This is a genomic window from Rheinheimera faecalis (assembly GCF_021290965.1).
Taxonomy (GTDB): Bacteria; Pseudomonadota; Gammaproteobacteria; order Enterobacterales; family Alteromonadaceae; genus Pararheinheimera; species Pararheinheimera faecalis.
In genome coordinates, this window is record NZ_JAJOYT010000011.1 from 67,281 (window position 1) to 88,109 (window position 20,829).

The window sequence follows — 20,829 nt, forward strand, 5'->3', positions numbered from 1 at the left end:
ACTGAGCAAAGATAGAGTGTTATGATGGCCGCTTAATGCGGCCATTTTTTTCGGAGAAATTCCGTGTTTTGTCCTTTTTGTCGTGCCGACGATACCAAAGTTATAGACTCCCGCTTAGTAGCGGATGGGTCCCAAGTAAAAAGACGACGTGAATGTGGCGCCTGCCACGAACGTTTTACCACCTTTGAAGCTGCCGAACTGGTGATGCCCCGTATTGTAAAACGCGATGGCTCCCGCGAGCCTTATAACGAAGCCAAGTTGCGCAGCGGCGTGATGCGTTCTCTGGAAAAACGTCCTGTCCCTACAGAGCAGATTGAATCTCTGATCAGCAAAGTGGAAAGCTTATTACGCGCCACAGGCGAACGTGAAGTACCAAGCCAGTTATTAGGTACGCTGATTATGGATGAGCTGGTGAAACTGGATAAAGTAGCGTACGTGCGTTTTGCATCCGTCTACCGCTCCTTTAAAGATATCCGTGAGTTTGGCGAAGAAATTGCCCGGCTTGGAGACAACTAAGTGAGTTTCACTGAACTCGATCATCATTATATGGCCCGAGCCATAGAACTCGCCTCTAAAGGCCGTTTTACCACTGCACCTAACCCCAATGTCGGCTCTGTCATAGTCCGGGATGGTGAGGTTGTAGGCGAAGGTTACCATCGTCAGGCCGGTGGCCCACATGCTGAGGTGTTCGCCTTGCGTCAGGCTGAACATCTTGCTTCAGGTGCAACCTGTTATGTCACCTTAGAGCCTTGCAGTCATTGTGGCCGTACTGGCCCTTGTGCTTTGGCGCTGGTGAATGCCGGTGTGAAAAAAGTGATAGTGGCTATGCTGGATCCTAATCCTTTAGTGGCTGGGCGTGGCATTCAAATTTTGCAAGATGCAGGCATTGAAGTGCAGCTTGGTTTGCTTGAAGATCATGCCCGTGCATTAAATCCTGGCTTTTTAAGCCGGATGGAGCGGCAAAAACCTTATATCCGGCTTAAACTTGCCACCAGTCTGGATGGGCGTATTGCGCTTTCCAACGGCAAAAGCCAATGGATAAGTTCGGCGCAGTCCCGTTCTGACGTGCAGCTGATGCGAGCTCAGGCTCATGCCATTTTATCGACTGCTACTACTGTGCTTGCTGACAATGCCCGTTTAACAGTGCGCTCTGAAGGACTGGCCATACCGTCTTTGGACGATGGCTTTGTGCGTCAGCCAATACGGGTGATTTTGGACCGTTGCCTTAAATTAACAGGCCAGGAGCTTTTGTTTTCACAAAATGGCCCCATAGTGCTGGTGCATGACAAACAATTCAAACCGGCATTTGAACATCCGCTAGTTCGTTTTATTGCGCTGGATGCCGATGAGTCAGGACTGAATTTAAACGAATTAATGACTGTATTAGCCGCAGAAAATATCAACGACCTGTGGGTTGAAGCCGGTGCTGTACTGGCTGGGGCGTTGTGGCAGGCGGGCTTAGTAGATGAACTTGTTGTTTATCAGGCGCCCGTGCTGTTAGGTGATAAAGCCAAAGCTATGTTGCAGTTACCGAACTATAGTGAGCTTTGTGAGGCCCAGCATTTTGTATGGACTTCAGTCGAGAGACTAGGGCCTGATTTAAAATTAACAGCAAGGTTAGAGCCATGTTTACCGGAATAATCGAAGCGACGGGTCGGGTGAGCGCCATTAAAACGTCAGGTGTGGATTTGAAGCTGACCATTGAATCCGACAGTCTGGACTTTTCTGATGTCAAACTCGGCGACAGTATTGCCAGTAATGGTGTTTGCCTGACTGTAACAGCTTTGCATGGAAAAAGTTTTAATGCCGATGTGTCTGGTGAAACTGTTAAACGTACTTTGTTTGGGCAGTACAAAGCAGGGCAGTTACTGAATCTGGAAAAAGCCTTGCTGGCGACAGGCCGCTTAGGCGGACATCTGGTCAGCGGCCATGTAGATGGTATCAGCAGTGTTGAAAAAATTGAGAGGTTTGGCGAAGCCTGGCAAGTCTGGATAAAAATGCCAAAAGACTTAGCACATTACATCGCTGAAAAAGGCTCAATTACAGTAGATGGCATCAGCCTGACCGTCAATGAATTAAGTTCCAGCGCTTTTCGTTTAACCATAGTGCCTCATACGGCACGGGAAACCACTTTGATGAGCCTTAAAGCTGGCAGTCAGGTGCATCTGGAAGTGGATTTAATAGCGCGTTATTTAGAACGTTTGCTGCAAGGCCGCGAAGGGGCTGGCAGTAAAGGCGTGACTATGGATTTATTGCAACAACGTGGTTTTTTATAACGCAGTAAGGCCCGGGGCCTGAGGTGAAGTATGCAACTGAATACACCAGCAGAAATTATTGAAGATATTCGTCAGGGTAAAATGGTTATTCTGATGGATGACGAAGACCGTGAAAACGAAGGCGATTTAGTGATGGCGGCCGAATACGTCACGCCTGATGCAGTGAATTTTATGGCCACTCATGGCCGAGGTTTAATTTGTTTAACGCTGACGAAAAAGCGCTGCGAGCAGTTAAAGTTGCCTCTGATGGTGGATAAAAACTTATCGCCATTCTCTACCGCTTTTACCTTATCTATTGAAGCGGCTGAAGGCGTCACTACCGGTATCTCAGCAGCCGATCGTGCCCGCACTGTCAAAGCTGCAGTCGCCCGTGATGCCAAGCCTACAGATATTGTTTATCCGGGTCATATCTTCCCGTTAATGGCTCAGGACGGTGGTGTCTTAGTGCGTGCTGGTCACACTGAAGCGGGTTGTGATTTAGCCCGTATGGCGGGTTTAGAACCTGCTGCAATGATTGTGGAAATTTTAAATGAAGACGGCACTATGGCGCGTCGTCCTGACTTAGAAATTTTTGCTCAGAAACACGGTATTAAAATTGGCACCATCGCCGATTTAATTGAATACCGGAATCTGCATGAGACCACCATAGAGCAAGTCGCCAGCTGCCAGTTACCTACTGAATTTGGTGAGTTTAATCTCGTCACTTTCCGTGACACCATCGACAATCAAATTCATTTTGCTCTGGTTAAAGGTGTGGTTGAAGCAGAACAGCCGACTTTAGTCCGTGTGCATTTACATAATACCTTCAGTGATTTGTTGTTATCCGACCGCGGCGCTAATCGCAGCTTCTCTTTGCACTGTGCGATGAAGCGTATCGCCGATGAAGGTGGTGTGCTGGTGCTTTTAGGCAAAAACGAAAGCAGTGAAGAGCTGGTACAGATGGTGCAAAACTTTGAAGCCGAAGATAAAGGCGAAAAAGCCAAGACCGATCTATGGAAAGGCACCTCACGTAATGTGGGTGTGGGTTCACAAATTTTAGCCAGTTTAGGCGTGAAAAAAATGCGTTTGTTAAGCGCGCCGAAAAAATACCACGCACTCTCAGGTTTTGGTCTGGAAGTTGTCGACTACGTTTCGGAATAGTTACATAAATGGCGTCACCACAGCCCAAGATTTACTAGCTGAGATTTGGCATTGTTGTGTTATCATGACGCCCGTTTTTTTGAATTCTGGTTTTTTAAAACCGTTTTTTGCAGCAAATATGCAATAAGGACCTCCAATGCAGGTGATTGAAGCAGGGTTAACCGCTAAAGGTAAAAAATTTGCCATCGTTGTGGCCAGATTCAACAGCTTTATTGTCGAAAGTTTATTAGACGGTGCTGTAGATACCTTAAAACGTGTCGGCGATATCGCTGATCAAGATATCACTGTGGTTCGTATCCCAGGCGCTTTTGAAATGCCATTAGCTGTACAAAAAGTTGCAGCCAGTGGTAAGTATGACGCGATCATTGCTTTGGGTGCTGTGATCCGTGGTGGTACACCTCATTTTGAATACGTGGCTGGCGAATGCACCAAGGGCCTGGCTCAGGTGATGATGCAGCACAGTATTCCTGTTGCTTTTGGCGTATTGACTGTAGACAGTATCGAGCAGGCTGTTGAGCGTGCTGGTACCAAAATGGGCAATAAAGGCGCAGAAGCAGCGATGTCCTCGCTGGAAATGGTAAACGTTCTCTCTCAGTTGTAGGATTTGTTGATGAAACCTAATGCACGTCGTTTGGCCCGTTCTTTGGCCGTTCAGGGAGTTTACAGCTGGCAAGTCAGCAAGAACCCTATTGGTGATATTGAACAGCAGTTGTTGCTGGAACAAAACACCAAACACCTGGACGTGGGCTATTTCCAGGATATTTTACGTGGTGTGGCTGTGAATCATCCTGTACTGGATGAAGCGGTAAAGCCGTTTTTAGACCGTCCATTTGAAGAAATTGATCTGGTTGAAAAAGCCATATTACGGGTATCAGCTTACGAGCTGAAATACCGTCTGGATGTGCCTTACAAGGTGGTGATTAACGAAGCCATCGAACTGGCGAAAGCCTTTGCCGCCGATGACAGCCACAAGTTTGTCAACGGCATATTAGATAAAGCCGTCAAACGCCTGCGAACCGAATAAAAAATGGAGAGCCGGCGTAAGTCGGCTTTTTTATGGGTGAATTTGAGTTAATTCAACGTTGTTTTGCCGAAGCGGGCCGTAAACGCACTGACGTTGCCATTGGTATTGGCGACGATGGTGCTGTAGTGCAGGTGCGCGAAGGCTGTGATCTGGTGATCACCACCGACAGCATGGTCGAAGGCATCCATTTTTTTCCGGACGTCGATCCGCGTTCGCTTGGGCATAAATTGGTGGCAGTCAATGTTAGTGATTTAGCGGCTATGGGCGCTGAACCCTGCTGGTTATCTTTAGCTTTAACTTTACCTAAAGTGGATGAAGACTGGTTAACCGCTTTTGCTGAAGGCTTAAGCGAAACCGCGGATTATTACAATTGCCAGCTGATAGGCGGCGATACCACCCGTGGTCCGTTAAGTTTAACCATGATTGCCAAAGGCTTAGTGCCCAAAGGCAAAGCTATTACCCGCTCCGGCGCCCAGAATGGTGATTACCTGTATGTCACTGGTACTTTGGGTGATGCAGCTTTAGGTTTAAAGTTGGTGCAGGAGCAGGTTGACGTCAGCAAAAAACACCGGGCTCATATACTGCAACGTTTTCATTATCCAACAGCCCGCGTGGCTTTAGGTCAGGCGCTACGTAATATCGCAAGTTCAGCCATGGATGTCTCCGATGGCCTTGCTGGTGATTTACTGCATATTTTACGGCGCTCTAAAGTAGGAGCTGTGGTGGATGTCAGCAAACTGCCGATGTCTCAGGCACTTAAAGACAGTTGCAGTGCAGAACAAGCATTGCAATATGCCTTGTCAGGTGGTGAAGACTACGAACTGCTCTTTACCGTGCCGGAAAACCGTCGTGGTTCCTTAGAAGTGCTGTTATCTCCTTATGGTGTGCCAGTGACTTGTATTGGCCGTATTACCGGTGCTGTGGGTAAGCTGGAGTTTAAGCAGGGGGATTTGCCTTTTGTGTACCAGCATCAGGGCTTTGAGCACTTTTAATGACATCTCCTCAAAAAAACTCCCCTAAATTTGACTTGAGAAAGTGGACCCATTTTCTCGCTTTGGGTTTTGGTTCTGGTCTGGCACCAAAAGCGCCCGGTACTTTTGGTACTTTAGCTGCTTTACCTCTCATTTATCTGCAATCTTTACTTAGCCCACAATTTGCGTTGATTTGGGTGTTGTTCGCTTTTGTGTTGGGTTGTTATGTCTGTGGTCAAACAGCCAAAGACATCGGTGAACATGATCACGGCGCTATTGTCTGGGACGAAGTTGCAGGTTATAGCCTGGCTATGTGGTGTATCCCATTTGAATGGCAGTACCTTTTGGCCGGTTTTTTACTCTTCCGCTTTTTTGATATCGTCAAACCCTGGCCTATTCGTTTGCTGGATAAAAAAATCCACGGCGGCTTTGGCATTATGATTGACGATATGCTGGCTGGTTTCTTTAGCTGGCTCATTCTGTTCGTACTGGTGCAGTGGCAAGCTTTTAGTTAATATAAATTTTTCCCTGCAACCCGGTGATTTTTGTGCGTTTTGCGCTCTTGGTTTTTTTAGCCTTTTCCTCTATGACTGCATTCGGTCAGAGTCAGTCTGGTTCCATTTATGATTTTGATATCAAACACTGGAACAGTGCTGATGGGCTGTCTTCTAATTCGGTCAGGGCTATTAGTCAGGATCCGCAGGGCTATTTGTGGATCGGTACTTTATATGGCTTAAATCGCTTTGATGGCCATCACTTCACTCAGTTCAGCACCAAAACCAGCCGTCAACTTGCCAGCAACTCCATCAATAAATTGCTGTTGGATCAACAAGGTTATATGTGGGTGGGAACTAAAGCTGGTTTATCTGGTTTTAACCCTCAGACCCTGAAGTTTGATCGTTATCCTATTTTGGCTGAGGTGACCTCCATAGTGCAGGTGGCTCCGGATGAGTTATGGGTGGCCGCCGAAAATCTGTTTAAAGTAAAACAAGGTAAAGTCAGTCGTATTCATAGTGTGAAAGAAGCTGTGGTACAGATGGAGAAGGCGGGAGATGCGGTATGGGTAAGCACTGCCCGTTCTTTGTATAAACTAACGCCTGCAGGAGAAATTCAACAGATCCCCTTACCTGAAGAGCTGCAACAACATCCACTTTATGATTTAAGCTGGTTTAATAACAGCCTGCATTTTGCCAGTGAATCTGGTTATTTCCATCTGGATAAGCAACAACAGATTGTTCGCTGTGCCATTGACGGTGTGGACAATTCTGCCATCTATAAATTATTCAGAGACAGCTCAGGCAGTGACTGGATCTCTGGTTATAACAAATTGCATCACCGTCAGGCAGGGCAAGCATGGCAGCAAATCAGTGCTGAGGAACTTGGCAGTTCGCCCTGGTTCAGCGATATCTTTGAAGACAGAGACCGTAACATCTGGATGGCAAGCTTCAGTGAAGGCCTGTATCGCGCTTCTCCGGGGAAAATGCGCCGTGTCGTGGGAGAAGGGCAGCAAGATATGGTGGTGCGCAGTGTGCGCTACTCTGCCCGCTTAAATAGCCTGCTGGTTGCCACACAAACCAATGTCGGACTGTTAAAAGCCGACCAACACTTTGTTGAACTGGTGGATCATAAATCCCTTGGACAAAGTACTGTGTTTGATTTTTACGACAGAAATAATCAGTTGTGGTTGGGGACGGACAATGGTTTGCTGCTGTATAACTTTGACGACAACAGCGTTAGCCGTCCTTTTAAAGAACTGGCGAGCAGCGCTATTCGGGTGGTGCAACCTCATGCCGAAACAGGGTTATGGTTCGGCGGAGCCGGCGGTCTCTACCACTATGACGGTAAAACATTACAAGCGGCTCCTTTTAATGCCGATCTGGAGTCTGGTTTTGTCACTGTGATTGAAACTCAAGGCCAGGATCTGCTGGTCGGAACCACCAGTGGCTTGTATTGGTATCAACAGGATAAATTAAACAGAGTAGGGCTGGGCACTCCTTTGTTTGGTGCCTATATCACCAGCGTTTTAACTTTGCCGGATCAGCAGATGCTGGTTGCAACCTTAGATGATGGTTTGTTTATCAAAACCGCCCAAGGCCACTGGCAACAGTACGACAGCAGCAATGGCCTCCCTCTGGACCCGGTGACCAGCTTATGGTACGACAGAGATACTGATTATTTATGGGCCAGTAGTTTAAAAGGCGTATTCAGATTTAAACCCACTGCAGCAAAAGACAGTGAGCAGCAACTCAATTTCGAACTGATCTTATCTCCTTACGATCGGCAACTCGGTACTGCACCAGGTCGCTGTTGCAACGGTGCTGGTCATAGCAAAGTAGCGAAGTGGCAGGAACAGTTGTGGTATCCCAGTTTAAAGGGGCTGGTGGCTGTGCCATTGCAATTAAAAATGGCTCCGGACAGACCGTTACAGCCTTTGCTGCAAGACGTGACGGGGCAGAAATCTTATGCATTGTTGCCTGATCAGCGTCAGTTAGTTTTAGAAACTTCAGATCGTAATATCAGTATCAGCTACAGCGCGCTCGAGTTTATCAAAGCCAATGCCATTGAATTCCGTTATCAGCTCAAAGGCTTCGACGAGGAATGGCAAAAGGTCGGGCAGCGCCGTGAGGCCATTTACACCAACCTGCCGCCCGGCAGTTACCAGTTTGTAGTGCAGGCTCGTTATGCCAGTCAAAACTGGACTGACTCGCAACAACTTAAATTAGATTTGGTGGTGCCACGCTTATTCACTGAGACTGTAGTGTACAAAGGCTTATGGGTGTTGCTGGTCGTGCTTGCTTTATACGGTTTGGCCTGGTTATGGCGTCGTAATGCGGTGATGCAGCAACAGGAGCTGAGCAAGCTGGTTCGGCTGCGTACTCTGGAGCTTGAAAACAGCAACTCGCGTTTGTCTGAACTCAACGAACAACTATCGCAACTGACGCATAAAGATACTTTAACAGGTCTTCGGAACCGTCGTTTCCTGTTTGAACAATTACCGAAAGACGTTGAACAATATCAACACAACAGAGATGCCATGCTGCAGCAAGGCAAGTGCATAGCGCTGCTGCAGCTGGATATGGATAATTTCAAGTCCATTAATGACTTATACGGCAATAGCGCAGGCGACAGTGTATTGCAGCAAATCAGTGGTTTATTACTGCGTGAAAGCCGCGGCGCTGATTATGTGGTGCGTTACGCTGGCGAGCAGTTTGTTCTGGTGTTACGGGACGTAGAATTTGCCACTGTGAGGGATGTTGCCTTGCAACTGAATCAATTGGTTGCCAACGCTCATTTCCAGATCCCGGATGGCCGCAACGTATCACTCACCTGTTCTATCGGCTACAGCTGTTTTCCATTGGAGCTGCTCGGAGGGCAACTGATTTCCTGGGAGATCTCGTTACAACTATCTGAGATCGCGTTACGAAAAGTAAAGCAATCGGGCCGCAATGGCTGCGCTACCTTAGGTTTTGACCCTCAGGTCGATGCTTTTGAGTTTGAAGACTCTGGGCATATCGACGTGCAGATTGAAAAGCTATTAGCTGATGGTGTGGCCTGGTTTGAAGTAAAAAGCTACCGCCCTTAGCCGTCGTCCTTGAAGCTGCAGCGTTGTTGCCTGCGCCTGATTTTAAGGCAAGAGTATCGCCCCAGTCACATAGTGAACTATGCTCCTGGGAGCTCGTGCACTTGTCGCCTAGCTGCAACATCAATGACTTAGGCCCTTAGCCGTTGTTCTTGAAGGTGCGGCTTTGTTGTTTGCGCTTTCGCGTGCATTGGAATGTGAGACGGGCGGGTACAAGACCCGCCCTAGAACAGAGTGGAGTTAACGGCTAAGAAAAGCTGCTACTTTGGCTTGAATACCTGTGCAGTCTAAACCAAGTTCGGCGTAGATCTGCTCTTGAGTACCGTGCTTGATAAAAATATCAGGCAAACCTATATTCAGCAGCTTCACAGGCAACTGTTCGGCGATGCAGTATTCATTCACTGCAGAACCCGCACCACCCATCAGAGCATTGTCTTCAATAGTCACAAAGTGGCTGTGGGTTGTGGCAAGCTCAGTCAGCAGTTGCTGATCCAGAGGTTTGACAAACCGCATATCGACCAATGTCGCGTTTAATTGTTCGGCTACTGTATGGCAGGCCTGTAATAAGGGGCCAAAAGCCAGCAAGGCCACTTTTTCGCCCTGACGGCGCACGAGACCCTTACCTAAAGCTAATTCGCTCATCACAGACTCTGGCGCTTCACCATTGCCGCTGCCCCGTGGGTAACGTACAGCTGCGGGGCCTTTGTGCTGATAGCCGGTGTACAACATCTGGCGGCATTCGTTTTCATCCGAAGGCACCATAATCAGCATATTTGGAATACAGCGCATAAAACTTAAATCAAAAGAACCCTGGTGGGTTGGACCGTCAGCCCCTACAACACCAGCGCGGTCTATCGCAAAAAGCACGTCCAGATTTTGAATTGCGATGTCGTGGATCATCTGATCGTATCCACGTTGCAGGAAGCTGGAGTAAATCGCTACTACAGGTTTTAAGCCTTCAATCGCCATACCTGCGGCTAAAGTCACAGCATGTTGTTCCGCAATAGCCACGTCAAAATAACGCTCCGGGTAGCTCTTAGAAAACTGGACTAAGTCTGAGCCTTCGCGCATCGCTGGTGTAATGCCTTGCAGCTTGGGATCCACTGCCGCCATATCGCATATCCACTGACCAAAAATATTGGAGAAGGTGGCTTTCCCTGCTTTTTTGGCGGGCTGGCATTGTGCTGTCGGGTCAAATTTACTGACCGCATGGTAACCAATAGGATCTTGTTCAGCAGGTAAGTAACCTTTGCCTTTTTTCGTCACTACATGCAGTAATTGCGGGCCTTTAAGGTTGCGCATATTACGGATGGTGTCGACCAGGCTTTTGACATCATGGCCATCAATTGGGCCTATGTAGTTAAAGCCCAGCTCTTCAAAGAAAGTGCCTGGGGTCACCATACCTTTAAAATGTTCTTCAGCGCGGCTGGCTAACTGGTGCAAAGGTGGCACGCCGCTCAAAATCTTTTTACCACCTTCACGCAGGCTGGTGTAAAAGTTACCGGATAAAATGCGGGCGAAATAACGATTTAAAGCGCCAACGTTTTCAGAAATCGACATTTCGTTGTCGTTTAAAATCACCAGCATGTCGGGTTTGACTTCACCGGCATGGTTCAGCGCTTCAAAGGCCATACCAGCGGTTATAGCTCCATCCCCAATCACAGCCACTACTTTGCGGTTCTTCTGCTCGGCACGTGCGGCAATGGCCATACCTAAAGCGGCGCTAATGGACGTACTGGAGTGACCGACACTTAAAGTATCGTATTCACTTTCTTCCCGCCATGGGAAAGGGTGTAAACCATCTTTCTGACGGATGCTGTGCATCTGATCGCGACGACCTGTCAGAATTTTATGAGGGTAAGCCTGATGACCCACATCCCAAATCAGGCGGTCAAAAGGAGTGTTGTAGACATAATGTAAAGCAACAGTCAGCTCAATAGTGCCAAGACCTGAGGCGAAGTGGCCACTGCTTTGGCTGACGGTTTTCAATAAAAATGCCCGTAACTCGTCACTCAGAGCGGGTAACTCATCCTGTGGCAGCTGGCGCAAATCGGCAGGCCAGTTGGCTTTGTGAAGCAGAGGGAAATCCTGACTAGCTGATGTCATGAGAATGCCTGTATTAAAACTGTCGGGCAATAACGTACCGGGCCAACGCCACCAGTTCGTCAGTTGCATAAGGAAGTTCGCGCAAAGCGGCTAATGCCTCTTCAACCAATAAGTGTGCTTTTTGTTTCGCTTGATCTAAACCCAATAAAGCAGGATAGGTCGCTTTGTTAGCTTTTTGATCTGAACCTGCGGTTTTACCCAGCACTTGCGTGTCGCCTTCGATATCAAGAATGTCGTCTTGCACCTGAAAAGCTAAACCTATGGCTCTGCTGTAACGAACTAAAGCATCTAAATGTGCCACATTATCCACTGGACTGGCCAGATAAGCAAAACGTACAGAACACTCAATTAAAGCGCCGGTTTTTAACTGATGCATTTGCTCCAGTGCTTCAACCGACATTTTCTGATTGGTGTGTGCCAAATCAATAGCCTGGCCACCACACATACCGTTGTAGCCTGCATGCAGTGCTAACTGTTGTACCATCGCAAGAATACGTTCTGGCTGAACCTGCTGGTAATCATGGCTGCTTAGTAGTTCAAACGCGAAGGTCTGTAGCGCATCGCCAGCCAGAATAGCTGTAGCTTCATCAAAAGCTTTGTGGCAGGTGGCTTTACCCCGACGTAAATCGTCGTTATCCATAGCGGGTAAATCATCATGGATTAAGGAGTAGGTATGCAAAGCTTCAATAGCGCCTGCCGGACCATCTAAATCTGTTAATGCAGCGCCTAACATCTGACCACAGCTATAAACTAAAAAAGGTCGCATGCGTTTACCACCGAGCAGCAAACTATAGGCCATCGCCTGATGCAGCCGTGGGTCGGTCAGAGATTTTTTATCTAATTGTTGTTGCAGCACCTGTTCCAGACGTTGCTGGTACGAGGTTAAAGAATCTAACGTCAAATCATTCACCTTCGTTGGTCACAAAAGGTTCCAGATGGTCTTGCCCGGCGTCCTGGACTAATAACTGGACTTTTTGTTGTGCAGATTGTAACTGCTGCTGACTGGTACGGGAGAGTTCAATACCACGTTCAAATTGTTGCAAAGCCTGATCAAGGCTCAGATCACCTTGCTCCAGCTGTTGTACTATCTGTTCCAGCTCGGCAATACTCTGCTCAAAATGGCTGAAATCTGTTTTCTTTTTTGTCATATATTCGCCTGATAATGGGTGTCTGACCAAGCCCAGCGCGCTATTATGAGCAATCAGGACCGCGTTGGGAAAGGATAAATTTGTTTGAAGCCTGAATTTATAGTTAACTATCCCATACTTTTGCCGATAACTCACTATAAGCTAAGATAAAACCAACTTTACGCTGGTACAAAACCAACTTTTTGCATTCAGTATTCCGGGAGATACGCAGTGGATTTAGCAACCATCATAGGATTGGTCTCTGTAATGGGGATGATGGGCTGGGCTATGTGGCTCAGCGCCAGTGGCAATATCGCCATGTTTTACGATTTTGTTTCTATCGTTATCGTATTTGGCGGCAGTATTACCGCGGTCATTATTAAATTCACTTTTACTCAACTGGCAGATTCAATGAAAGCCGTGGGTAAAGCCTTTATGTTTAAGATTGAATCGGCAGAAGAGCTGATTGAAAAGGCAGTGCAACTGGCAGATGCCGCCCGTAAAGGAGGTTTTTTAGCCTTAGAAGAAGCAGAAATCCCTAATCCATTTATGCAAAAAGGTATCAATATGCTGGTGGATGGCCATGATGCTGATGTAGTGCGTGGCACTTTAGAAAAGGACATTGAGTTAACCTACAATCGTCACGAAACAGCAATAGCCGTTTTTAAACAATTGGGCGATTTAGGTCCTGCTATGGGCATGATAGGCACCCTGATTGGACTGGTGGCCATGTTATCGAATATGTCTGATCCAAAGGCTATAGGCCCGGCTATGGCTGTAGCGTTATTAACTACTATGTACGGTGCCATTCAGGCCAACTGTATCTTTTTACCTTTGTCAGAAAAAATGGCGGTGCGTAATGAAGAAGAAAAAACCAATAACGCACTTATTCTGGACGCCATTATGGGCATACAGGATGGTCAGAATCCTAAAGTGATAGAGGGTATTTTACGCAATTATCTTGCATCGAAAAAACGTGACCCGGCAGCTCCTGCCGCAACAGAGTAGGCGCAGGTATGGCTCAGTGTAAAAAGTGCCCACCACCAGGTTTACCCTCCTATATGGGAACCTTTGCCGATTTGATGGCGCTGTTGATGTGTTTTTTTGTACTGTTGTTATCATTTTCAGAAATGGATGTTCTGAAATTTAAGCAAATAGCAGGCTCCATGCAGTACGCTTTTGGTGTGCAAAACAAGATTGAAGTCAAAGATATCCCTAAAGGCACCAGCGTCATTGCGATGGAGTTCCGTCCGGGCCGTCCAGATCCAACGCCTATAGACACCATCCAACAGCAAACTGTAGAAATGACTCAGCAAATGCTGAATTTCCAGGCGGGCAAGGAAGATGAAGCGGGGGGACGCCAGGAGCAGCGTGAGGATAAAACCGGTGGTCAGTCAACCAGCACAGCAGAAGAGCCTTTGGAATCACCAGAGGTTGCAGCTGCAGCTGAGTTGCAGGAACAAACCAACGAGTTGTTGAAAAAAATTGCCGAGCAGTTGGAAAAGCAAATTATGGATGGCGCTATTGAACTCGAATCTTTAGGCCAGCAAATCATTATCCGTATTCGTGAAAATGGCTCATTTCCTTCAGGCTCTTCGTTTTTACAGCCGAAATTTAAGCCTATTATTCAAAATATTGGAGCTTTATTAAAAGATGTACCAGGCGAAATCACTGTGTCAGGTCATACAGATGATGATCAGGTCTCTGATGAATTACACAGCAATAACTGGGATTTGTCTGCACAACGCGCGGTATCTGTAGCCTCAGAAATGATCAAAGCTCCGGGCTTTGATAAAAACCGTCTGGTGGTGGTAGGACATGCAGAAACCCGTCCTTTAGTGCCGAATGATACCGAAAGCAACAGAAGACGTAACCGTCGGGTTGAGATCTCTATTATGCAAGGCAAACCAAAAGAGTCTGAACCTATCAGCCTGGAACCTGCAGCGCAGAGCAAGCCCAATCCGTAACTCCACTCAGTGATAACAGCAGCAATAAAAGCTAAACTGTTGTTGCAAGCGATACCCAAATTAATTGGAGTTGCAACTAGGCGACAAATGTACGAGACCCCAGGAGCATAGTTGTTCCTATGTGACTGGGGCGAGATAGTGCAGTCAACAACGTTGCAGCTTCAAGTAAGAAGGGTATAATTCGCGCCTTTATTTTTTCAGCGAGCTCTACCTGATGGAATTTTTAGTCAAACTGCACCCGGAAATATCGATTAAAAGTAAATCGGTCCGGAAACGTCAGACCATGCTTTTAGAGCAGAATCTGAAAACTATCTTGTTGCGGTTAGACCCATCCGTTGCCATCAAAAACAACTACGACCATTTGCTGGTGCAGGTTGCATCCGACAGTCCTAAATTGCGTCAGCAGATGATTGATCATTTGGCCTGTATTCCCGGCATAGTGCAATTTATGGAAATGCAGTCTGGCACCTACAGTTCACTGCACGATATTTTTGAGCAAGTCAAAGCTGTGTTTACCGAAAGACTCGAAGGCAAAAGTTTTTGTGTGCGGGTAAAACGTACTGGCGATCACGAATTCAGTTCCCTCGAAGCTGAACGTTATATAGGCGGTGGTTTAAATCAGCATATCCCTTCTGCCCGCGTGCAACTGAAGAACCCTGATGAAGTGGTGCGTGTTGAGATTAAACGTGACCAGTTGATTATTGTCAGTCAGGTGTTTGATGGCATGGGCGGTTTTCCGCTGCCCAGCCAGAGTGATGTGTTGTCGTTAATTTCAGGTGGCTTTGACTCAGCAGTGGCCAGTTATCTGATGATCCGCAAAGGTCTGCGTACTCACTATCTGTTTTTCAATTTAGGCGGCGCAGCCCATGAAACAGGTGTGCGGCAGATGGCGTTTTACCTGTGGCAAAAATTCAGTTTGTCGCACAAAGTGAAATTTATCAGTGTTGATTTTGCCCCTGTGGTCACTGAAATTCTGGAGAAAGTCGATAACGGCCTGATGGGCGTTGTGCTGAAGCGCCAGATGATGCGTGCAGCTGCCATAGTAGCTGAACGTATTGGCGTTCAGGCAATAGTGACAGGTGAAAGTGTCGGTCAGGTGGCCAGTCAGACTATCGCCAATTTAAGTGTGATAGATAAAGCCACTGATACCCTGGTGTTGCGCCCGCTGATTTATCAGGACAAACAAGAGATCATCGATTTAGCCCGCAAAATTGGTGCAGAAGACATGGCCAAAACCATGCCTGAATACTGTGGTGTGATTTCCAACAAGCCGACTATCAACGCAGATTTAAACAAAGTACTGCTGGCTGAACAGCAACTCGATTTGGCGGCGCTGGAAAAGCTGGCTTTGGATGCGAACGTGTTGGATATCCGCACTGTCGAGTTTCAGGCAGAGCAACAAATCAGCACTGTACTGGATGAAAGCGCTATGGCGTCCAACGCCATTATTCTGGATATTCGTGGTCCGGATGAAGTGGATGTAAAGCCTTTAACTGGTGTCAGTCATCAGGTGCAGGTCATGCCTTTTTACAAGCTGGCCAGTCAGTTCAGTCAACTTGATCAAACACAGCAGTATTATCTGTATTGTGAACGTGGTGTGATGAGTCGTTTACAGGCCTTATTGCTGTCCGAGCAAGGCCACACAAATGTTGGCGTTTATCGCGGTGACTTTTGAAGTAAAAGCTGATAAATAGCCTGATGCGCAGGCAGTTGCAGTTGATGCTGCTCTGCCTGTTTCAGTAAAAATCCAGTGATGTATTCGAGCTCACTGCGGCGGCCTTTGGCAAAATCCTGCTGCATCGAGGAATAATTATCAGCGGTTTGTCTGATCACTTGCGCTACTCTGCTTTGTATCGAATCATTACTAAAGTCTTGCCCTGAGGCTTTTGCCACCAGCACAAATTCTTCAATCAATAGCTCTATAGCTGCATTATATTTACCGTTGCTCAGCTCACCATTTTTGCATTGATGCAAAGCGGTAAGAGGATTAATAACAGCGTTCACCGCCAGCTTCTGCCAGAGTGCCGGCCAGATATCCGCCATCACCACAAGCGGACCCAGCGCAGCCTGCATCGTCTCCTCAACGCTCTGCTGCTGAGCAAGAGCCGCCTGATTAAGCGCACCCAATACAGACTGTCCTTTACCGCTATGTATTACTGTTGCATGGTCAGGTTTAAAAGCACCGTGGCTGGTGCTTAAAAACCACAGTCCTTGCTCAGGTTTAAGTAGTGGCAATACCTGTTCGATAGTGCCCATACCATTGTGGCTCAACACCAGTTGGGCGTCCTCTGCCATCAAAGGTAATAACTGCTGCACTGCATCCACGACCGCATAAGCTTTTACAGGTAAAAGTATAAAAGAGTAGGGATGCTTGGCAGCTATATGCAAAGAAATGTGCTGAGTCTGCCCGGCAGACTGGAAAACAAAATCGAAAGGTCCGACAGTGCGGCGATGCAATTGCACCGGAAAGCCAGCCTGATGTAACTGGGCTGTCGCAAGTAGGCCAATGGCACCTTCACCTACGACAGTCCACAGGGGATGGGTTATTGTGTGCGGTTGCGCCATTTTCTGACCGCAAAATAGCATAAGTAAAAAGCAGCCATACCTGTTAAGTCAGCAACCCAATCCAGTAGCTCGGCTCTGCGGTAACTGGTCAGATAGTTCTGCAGAAATTCAATGGCAATGCCATAACCCGCCATAATAACAACGGCTTGCCACAATTTAGGTTTGTAGCTCCATTGCAGCAAAGCGGTAAGGCAAAAAAAGATTAAAAAATGCAGATGCTTGTCGTAGCGGTTCAGGCTAATGCCACTGCTTTTTACTTCCGTCAGAAAACCAAAAGTAGCGGCGGTAAACACCAGCAAACAAATCGCATGGTAAAGATGACGCTTCACAAGATACTCTTCTTTAAAAGACCTGGCCGGATTGTATCAGTTTTACGATTACAATCTCCAGCCTGAAACAAGGAGACCCGCTAAGCTTTCATGCAGCCTGAAGTCAAAAGTTGATCAACAAGAAGTACTGAATACGGTGGATTACAGGAACCGGGAATTGGCCACCGCTTTGATTTTCGTGCTGTGCAGGCTAGTTGTAAATGAAAAAACAAACAAATCAGCGCTAAAGCTGAAGCAGAGTTTCAGTGACAACAAATGCTCGAAATTTTTCTGTCAAAAGCGGTAAAAGCTGGCTTGGATCATATCGGACAGCATGCAGGGGTTTTGAGCTTTTGGGAGGAGCAACCGTTCTGCGGTTCGGTGTCTCCTCCTGTTTAAGCTGCTGGGAGCAATGGAGAACGGACTTAGTCTCTGAAGTTCTTAAATTGGAACGGCTGCCCCAGATTACTGGTTCTGACCAACTGCATCACCTCTTGCAGATCGTCACGTTTTTTACCGGTAACACGCAGCTCTTCGCCCTGAATAGCCACTTGTACTTTAATACCACTGTCTTTCACCAGCTTAACGACCTTTTTGGCCATCTCTTTGTCAATGCCTTGCTTGACGGTGACGTGACGCGTGATGAATTTACCGTGACGATCTTCTTTTTCAATTTTGAAACTACTGACATCCAGCTGAAGTTTGCTTGCTTTAGTGGCAAAAATATCGAACAGCTGCATAACTTGCTGATCAGCCTCTGCAGTCAATTCAATGTGCTCTTTATTCAGCTCAATTTTGGCATCAACACCACGAAAATCGAAACGGGTTTCAAGCTCGCGTTTCGCGTTCTCAACCGCATTTCTGGCCTGGTTCATATCAATTTCTGAAACAATATCAAATGAAGGCATAGCGTTCTCTTTTTTCCATTGAAATTTATTGGGTCATTATAAGCGAAAGAATCCAAGGAGCGAACCTCATCGAGCCGTTTTCTGCCCTTATCCATGATAGGAGACGTCTGGATTTCTATTGACTTTACGACTGCGACCGCTACACTGACGCCGCGTTTTTCAGGTGCCCATAGAATGTGATCGACATTTGAGGGTGAAACGGGAATCTGGTGAAAACCCAGAGCTGCCCCCGCAACGGTAAAACAACAGAGAGCTTTGCTCTGGCTTTAATCAAACCACTGTCTTGCTTGGATGGGAAGGGATTAAAGTAGCTATGGAAAATAGCCTGCTGTCAGCCCGGAGACCGGCCTGAAAAGTTCATTCACTATTCAGGACGCGGTGGGCGTCTTTGGGAGACATCATGTTTAAAAAATCTTTGCTGGCGACAGTAGTCGTTGGCCTGCCTGCTTTTGTATTTACAGCCCAAGCTGATGACAGCTCAGACGACCCATTGGAACATATCAGTGTGTACGCCACTCGTCAGCCTCAGCCTGTACATCAGATTTTATCTTCAGTGACTGTGTTAGATCGTGAGCAAATCGAACAGGCTCAGGTGTCTGACGTGCCCGCTTTGTTGCGTCAGGTCGCTGGTGTGCAAATCAGCCGCTCAGGTGGTAAAGGCCAGACCAATACCGTCTTTTTACGCGGTGGTTCAGCCGGTCACACCTTAGTGCTGATTGATGGTGTTCGTACAGGTTCTGCCACTTTAGGTTATGCCTCTTTAGCAGAATTATCTCTGCAACAAATAGAACAAATTGAAGTGATTAAAGGGCCAAAAGCCGCTTTATACGGCTCTGACGCTTTAGCTGGTGTGATTGCGATTACGACCCGCAAAGCAGATAACACTTCAGTGCAGTTAAAAACCGGCCGTTACCAAAGTCATGAAGCCGATATCGCCACCAGTCAGCAGTATGGTGATTTGAAGGTTCGCACAAATTTAGGTTGGTCCGATTCTGAAGGTTTTGATGTCCGCCCAGGCACACAAGCGGACAAAGATGGTTTTGATCAGCGTTACGGTAAATTAGGTGCAGAATACAACACAGCTTATGGTGTATGGTCTGCCGATCATAACGTGCTCAGAAGTCGTGGTCAGTACGATTTTGACCCGGCATGGGGCCCAGGTGCTGATCAGGTTGAAACCAAAACCAGTCAAAGCCGTTTAGGCTGGGCATTGGATGGCGAAAAAGCCAGTCAGAAACTGAGTATCTCTCATAACCAGACTGAAGACTTAAACTGGGGCGAAGACAGCCCTGCCACTTTGTTTGAAACAGAGCGGCATGAACTGGATTATCAATACAGCCGCCAACTGACTCAGAGTTTAACTGCGTTAACGGGCGTGAACTGGTATCAGGAAGATGTGTCAGACAGCGATTTGGGTTATGACGTAGATTCCCGCATCAATAAAGCCATTTTTGCTGGTGTCAGTTATCAGTCCGGTGCCTGGTTAGCGGATGTAACTGGCCGTCATGATAAACAAAGCCAATATGGTCATTCCAACACCTATGAACTGGGTTTAGGTTATCAGTTAACCAATGAGCTTTTGGTTCGTGCCAGTCGCAGCAGTGCTTTTAAAGCGCCAAGCTTTAACGACTTGTATTACCCTTTTAGCGGCAATGCCGATTTAGCACCTGAAACTGCAACTTCAGATGAGCTGGGTTTACGTTACCGTGCCGGTGACTTGCAGATTGAAAGTTCCATTTATCAGCAGAACGTCAATAACCTGATCCAGTGGGCTCCGGCTGCTGATGGCAACTGGGTTCCACAAAACGTCGGCGAAGCTAAAATCAAAGGTGCTGAGCTGAGTGTTAGTCATAACTGGCAACAGCTGCACCAGCAAGTCGCTTACAGCTACACTGATGCTAAAGATGAAGCCACAGATGCGCCTCTGATTAAACGTTCCAAGCACACAGTGCATTGGCAAGGCGCTTATCAGTGGCAGGATTGGCGTGTATTTGTCACCTCTGATTATCAGAGTGATTTCCAGACAGGTGATTTTGCCACACCGCAACTGGGTGGCTACACCTTATGGGGAGCTGGCGTCAGTTATGAGTTAAGCAACGAGCTGCAAATCTCAGCTAAAGCGGACAATCTGACCAACAAGGATTATCTGTACTTGCCAGGTTATGCCACAGCAGGTGCGGAATGGTCACTGCGTTTACACTGGACACCTGATTTTTAGTACCAAGCTTTAATCCAAAGGGTAAAGTCTTGGCTTTACCCTTTTTTTTATCTCTGATTAAGCCTTCAATAAACTCACAAAAGTCTGGCGGAATTTAGCCAACTTGGGTGTGATCAAAAACTGGCAATAAGGCTGGTTGGTGTTCTGCAAATAATAACCCTGATGATAATCCTCTGCCGGATAAAAGGTACTGGCTGCAGTCACTTCTGTCACTATAGGCGCGTCAAATAAAGGCCCGGCCGCTTGAATCGAAGCGAGTGCCTGTTCACGTTGTTGTTCTGAGTGGTAAAACACAGCAGAACGATACTGGGTGCCTATATCGTTGCCTTGCCTGTTAAGCTGAGTGGGGTCATGCAAAAAAAATAACACCTGCAACAGCTGCTCAAAACTAACTTGCGCTGGATCGAACTCCACCTGAACCACTTCAGCATGGCCACTGGTGCCAGTACAAACCTGGCGATAATCCGGGTTCAGTGTCTGGCCACCCATATAACCACTGACCGCTTTTTTAACGCCTTGCAGCTGATTTAAAGCTGATTCAATACACCAAAAACAGCCTGCACCAAAGGTCGCTATTTCAGTTTGACTCATCAGGTTATTCTCCATCGTTGATCTTAAGCCTATGATACAGCGTAATTG

At 47.2% G+C, this 20,829-nt stretch carries 20 protein-coding genes and 1 riboswitch; of the genes, 13 read left to right on the top strand and 7 right to left on the bottom strand.

Going from position 1 to position 20,829, the window contains the following annotated elements:
- Positions 1–63: 63 nt before the first annotated feature.
- The 9 genes from nrdR (at position 64) to LSG34_RS16480 (ending at position 8,994) form a co-directional block, all read left to right on the top strand.
- Positions 64–516: a transcriptional regulator NrdR gene (gene nrdR, locus LSG34_RS16440; protein ID WP_127024210.1), complete on the top strand. Its 453-nt coding sequence runs from the start codon at positions 64–66 to the stop codon at positions 514–516.
- Positions 517–1,641: a bifunctional diaminohydroxyphosphoribosylaminopyrimidine deaminase/5-amino-6-(5-phosphoribosylamino)uracil reductase RibD gene (ribD, locus tag LSG34_RS16445; protein ID WP_233010192.1), complete on the top strand. Its 1,125-nt coding sequence runs from the start codon at positions 517–519 to the stop codon at positions 1,639–1,641.
- The gene (locus LSG34_RS16450; RefSeq protein ID WP_233010193.1) at positions 1,626–2,276 is read left to right on the top strand and encodes a riboflavin synthase; all 651 of its coding nucleotides are present in this window, start codon (positions 1,626–1,628) and stop codon (positions 2,274–2,276) included. The genes ribD and LSG34_RS16450 overlap by 16 nt, the downstream gene beginning before the upstream one ends.
- A gap of 30 nt (positions 2,277–2,306) precedes the next feature.
- Positions 2,307–3,416, top strand: coding sequence for a bifunctional 3,4-dihydroxy-2-butanone-4-phosphate synthase/GTP cyclohydrolase II (gene ribBA, locus LSG34_RS16455; RefSeq protein ID WP_127024202.1), 1,110 nt, complete (start codon positions 2,307–2,309; stop codon positions 3,414–3,416).
- 136 nt (positions 3,417–3,552) lie between these two features.
- Positions 3,553–4,017 carry a 6,7-dimethyl-8-ribityllumazine synthase gene (gene ribH / locus LSG34_RS16460; protein ID WP_008898293.1) on the top strand — a complete coding sequence of 155 codons (465 nt, stop codon included), beginning with the start codon at positions 3,553–3,555 and terminating at the stop codon, positions 4,015–4,017.
- A gap of 9 nt (positions 4,018–4,026) precedes the next feature.
- Positions 4,027–4,440 carry a transcription antitermination factor NusB gene (gene nusB / locus LSG34_RS16465; protein ID WP_008898294.1) on the top strand — a complete coding sequence of 138 codons (414 nt, stop codon included), beginning with the start codon at positions 4,027–4,029 and terminating at the stop codon, positions 4,438–4,440.
- Positions 4,441–4,472: 32 nt separating this feature from the next.
- Positions 4,473–5,432 carry a thiamine-phosphate kinase gene (gene thiL, locus LSG34_RS16470; RefSeq protein ID WP_233010194.1) on the top strand — a complete coding sequence of 320 codons (960 nt, stop codon included), beginning with the start codon at positions 4,473–4,475 and terminating at the stop codon, positions 5,430–5,432.
- Complete coding sequence (locus LSG34_RS16475) at positions 5,432–5,926, top strand: phosphatidylglycerophosphatase A family protein (RefSeq protein WP_233010195.1); 495 nt, start codon at positions 5,432–5,434, stop codon at positions 5,924–5,926. Before thiL ends, LSG34_RS16475 begins: the two co-directional genes overlap by 1 nt.
- 32 nt (positions 5,927–5,958) lie before the next feature.
- Entirely contained in the window at positions 5,959–8,994 is a 3,036-nt protein-coding gene (locus tag LSG34_RS16480) for a ligand-binding sensor domain-containing protein (protein ID WP_233010196.1), read from the top strand.
- Between the two features lie 237 nt (positions 8,995–9,231).
- On the opposite strand, the gene dxs is transcribed toward LSG34_RS16480, so the two are convergent.
- The 3 genes from dxs to LSG34_RS16495 are packed head-to-tail and all read right to left on the bottom strand — an operon-like array spanning position 9,232 to position 12,245.
- Complete coding sequence (gene dxs, locus LSG34_RS16485) at positions 9,232–11,097, bottom strand: 1-deoxy-D-xylulose-5-phosphate synthase (RefSeq protein ID WP_233010197.1); 1,866 nt, start codon at positions 11,095–11,097, stop codon at positions 9,232–9,234.
- Positions 11,098–11,110: 13 nt separating this feature from the next.
- On the bottom strand, positions 11,111–11,998 hold the full coding sequence (gene ispA, locus LSG34_RS16490) for a (2E,6E)-farnesyl diphosphate synthase (RefSeq protein ID WP_233010198.1): 888 nt from the start codon (positions 11,996–11,998) through the stop codon (positions 11,111–11,113).
- A gap of 1 nt (position 11,999) precedes the next feature.
- Positions 12,000–12,245, bottom strand: coding sequence for an exodeoxyribonuclease VII small subunit (locus LSG34_RS16495; protein WP_233010199.1), 246 nt, complete (start codon positions 12,243–12,245; stop codon positions 12,000–12,002).
- 210 nt (positions 12,246–12,455) lie between these two features.
- On the opposite strand from LSG34_RS16495, the gene pomA reads away from it, so the two are divergent.
- From pomA to thiI, 3 genes are all read left to right on the top strand, one after another.
- On the top strand, positions 12,456–13,232 hold the full coding sequence (gene pomA / locus LSG34_RS16500; protein WP_233010200.1) for a flagellar motor protein PomA: 777 nt from the start codon (positions 12,456–12,458) through the stop codon (positions 13,230–13,232).
- Positions 13,233–13,240: 8 nt separating this feature from the next.
- The gene (locus LSG34_RS16505; RefSeq protein ID WP_233010201.1) at positions 13,241–14,191 is read left to right on the top strand and encodes a flagellar motor protein MotB; all 951 of its coding nucleotides are present in this window, start codon (positions 13,241–13,243) and stop codon (positions 14,189–14,191) included.
- A gap of 214 nt (positions 14,192–14,405) precedes the next feature.
- On the top strand, positions 14,406–15,866 hold the full coding sequence (gene thiI / locus LSG34_RS16510) for a tRNA uracil 4-sulfurtransferase ThiI (RefSeq protein WP_269822930.1): 1,461 nt from the start codon (positions 14,406–14,408) through the stop codon (positions 15,864–15,866).
- Here thiI and LSG34_RS16515 read toward each other — a convergent pair.
- The 3 genes from LSG34_RS16515 to LSG34_RS16525 all read right to left on the bottom strand — a co-directional run bounded on the left by LSG34_RS16515 (position 15,848) and on the right by LSG34_RS16525 (position 17,972).
- Positions 15,848–16,756: a ketopantoate reductase family protein gene (locus LSG34_RS16515; RefSeq protein ID WP_233010203.1), complete on the bottom strand. Its 909-nt coding sequence runs from the start codon at positions 16,754–16,756 to the stop codon at positions 15,848–15,850. The genes thiI and LSG34_RS16515 overlap by 19 nt on opposite strands.
- On the bottom strand, positions 16,735–17,085 hold the full coding sequence (locus tag LSG34_RS16520; RefSeq protein ID WP_233010204.1) for a VanZ family protein: 351 nt from the start codon (positions 17,083–17,085) through the stop codon (positions 16,735–16,737). Before LSG34_RS16520 ends, LSG34_RS16515 begins: the two co-directional genes overlap by 22 nt.
- 404 nt (positions 17,086–17,489) lie before the next feature.
- Positions 17,490–17,972, bottom strand: coding sequence for a YajQ family cyclic di-GMP-binding protein (locus tag LSG34_RS16525; RefSeq protein ID WP_233010205.1), 483 nt, complete (start codon positions 17,970–17,972; stop codon positions 17,490–17,492).
- A 144-nt stretch (positions 17,973–18,116) separates the two neighbouring features.
- Positions 18,117–18,338: riboswitch (cobalamin riboswitch) on the top strand.
- A gap of 34 nt (positions 18,339–18,372) precedes the next feature.
- On the opposite strand from LSG34_RS16525, the gene LSG34_RS16530 reads away from it, so the two are divergent.
- Positions 18,373–20,190: a TonB-dependent receptor domain-containing protein gene (locus tag LSG34_RS16530; protein ID WP_233010206.1), complete on the top strand. Its 1,818-nt coding sequence runs from the start codon at positions 18,373–18,375 to the stop codon at positions 20,188–20,190.
- A 57-nt stretch (positions 20,191–20,247) separates the two neighbouring features.
- Here LSG34_RS16530 and msrA read toward each other — a convergent pair whose 3' ends face one another.
- Complete coding sequence (msrA, locus tag LSG34_RS16535; RefSeq protein ID WP_233010207.1) at positions 20,248–20,781, bottom strand: peptide-methionine (S)-S-oxide reductase MsrA; 534 nt, start codon at positions 20,779–20,781, stop codon at positions 20,248–20,250.
- Positions 20,782–20,829: the final 48 nt, after the last annotated feature.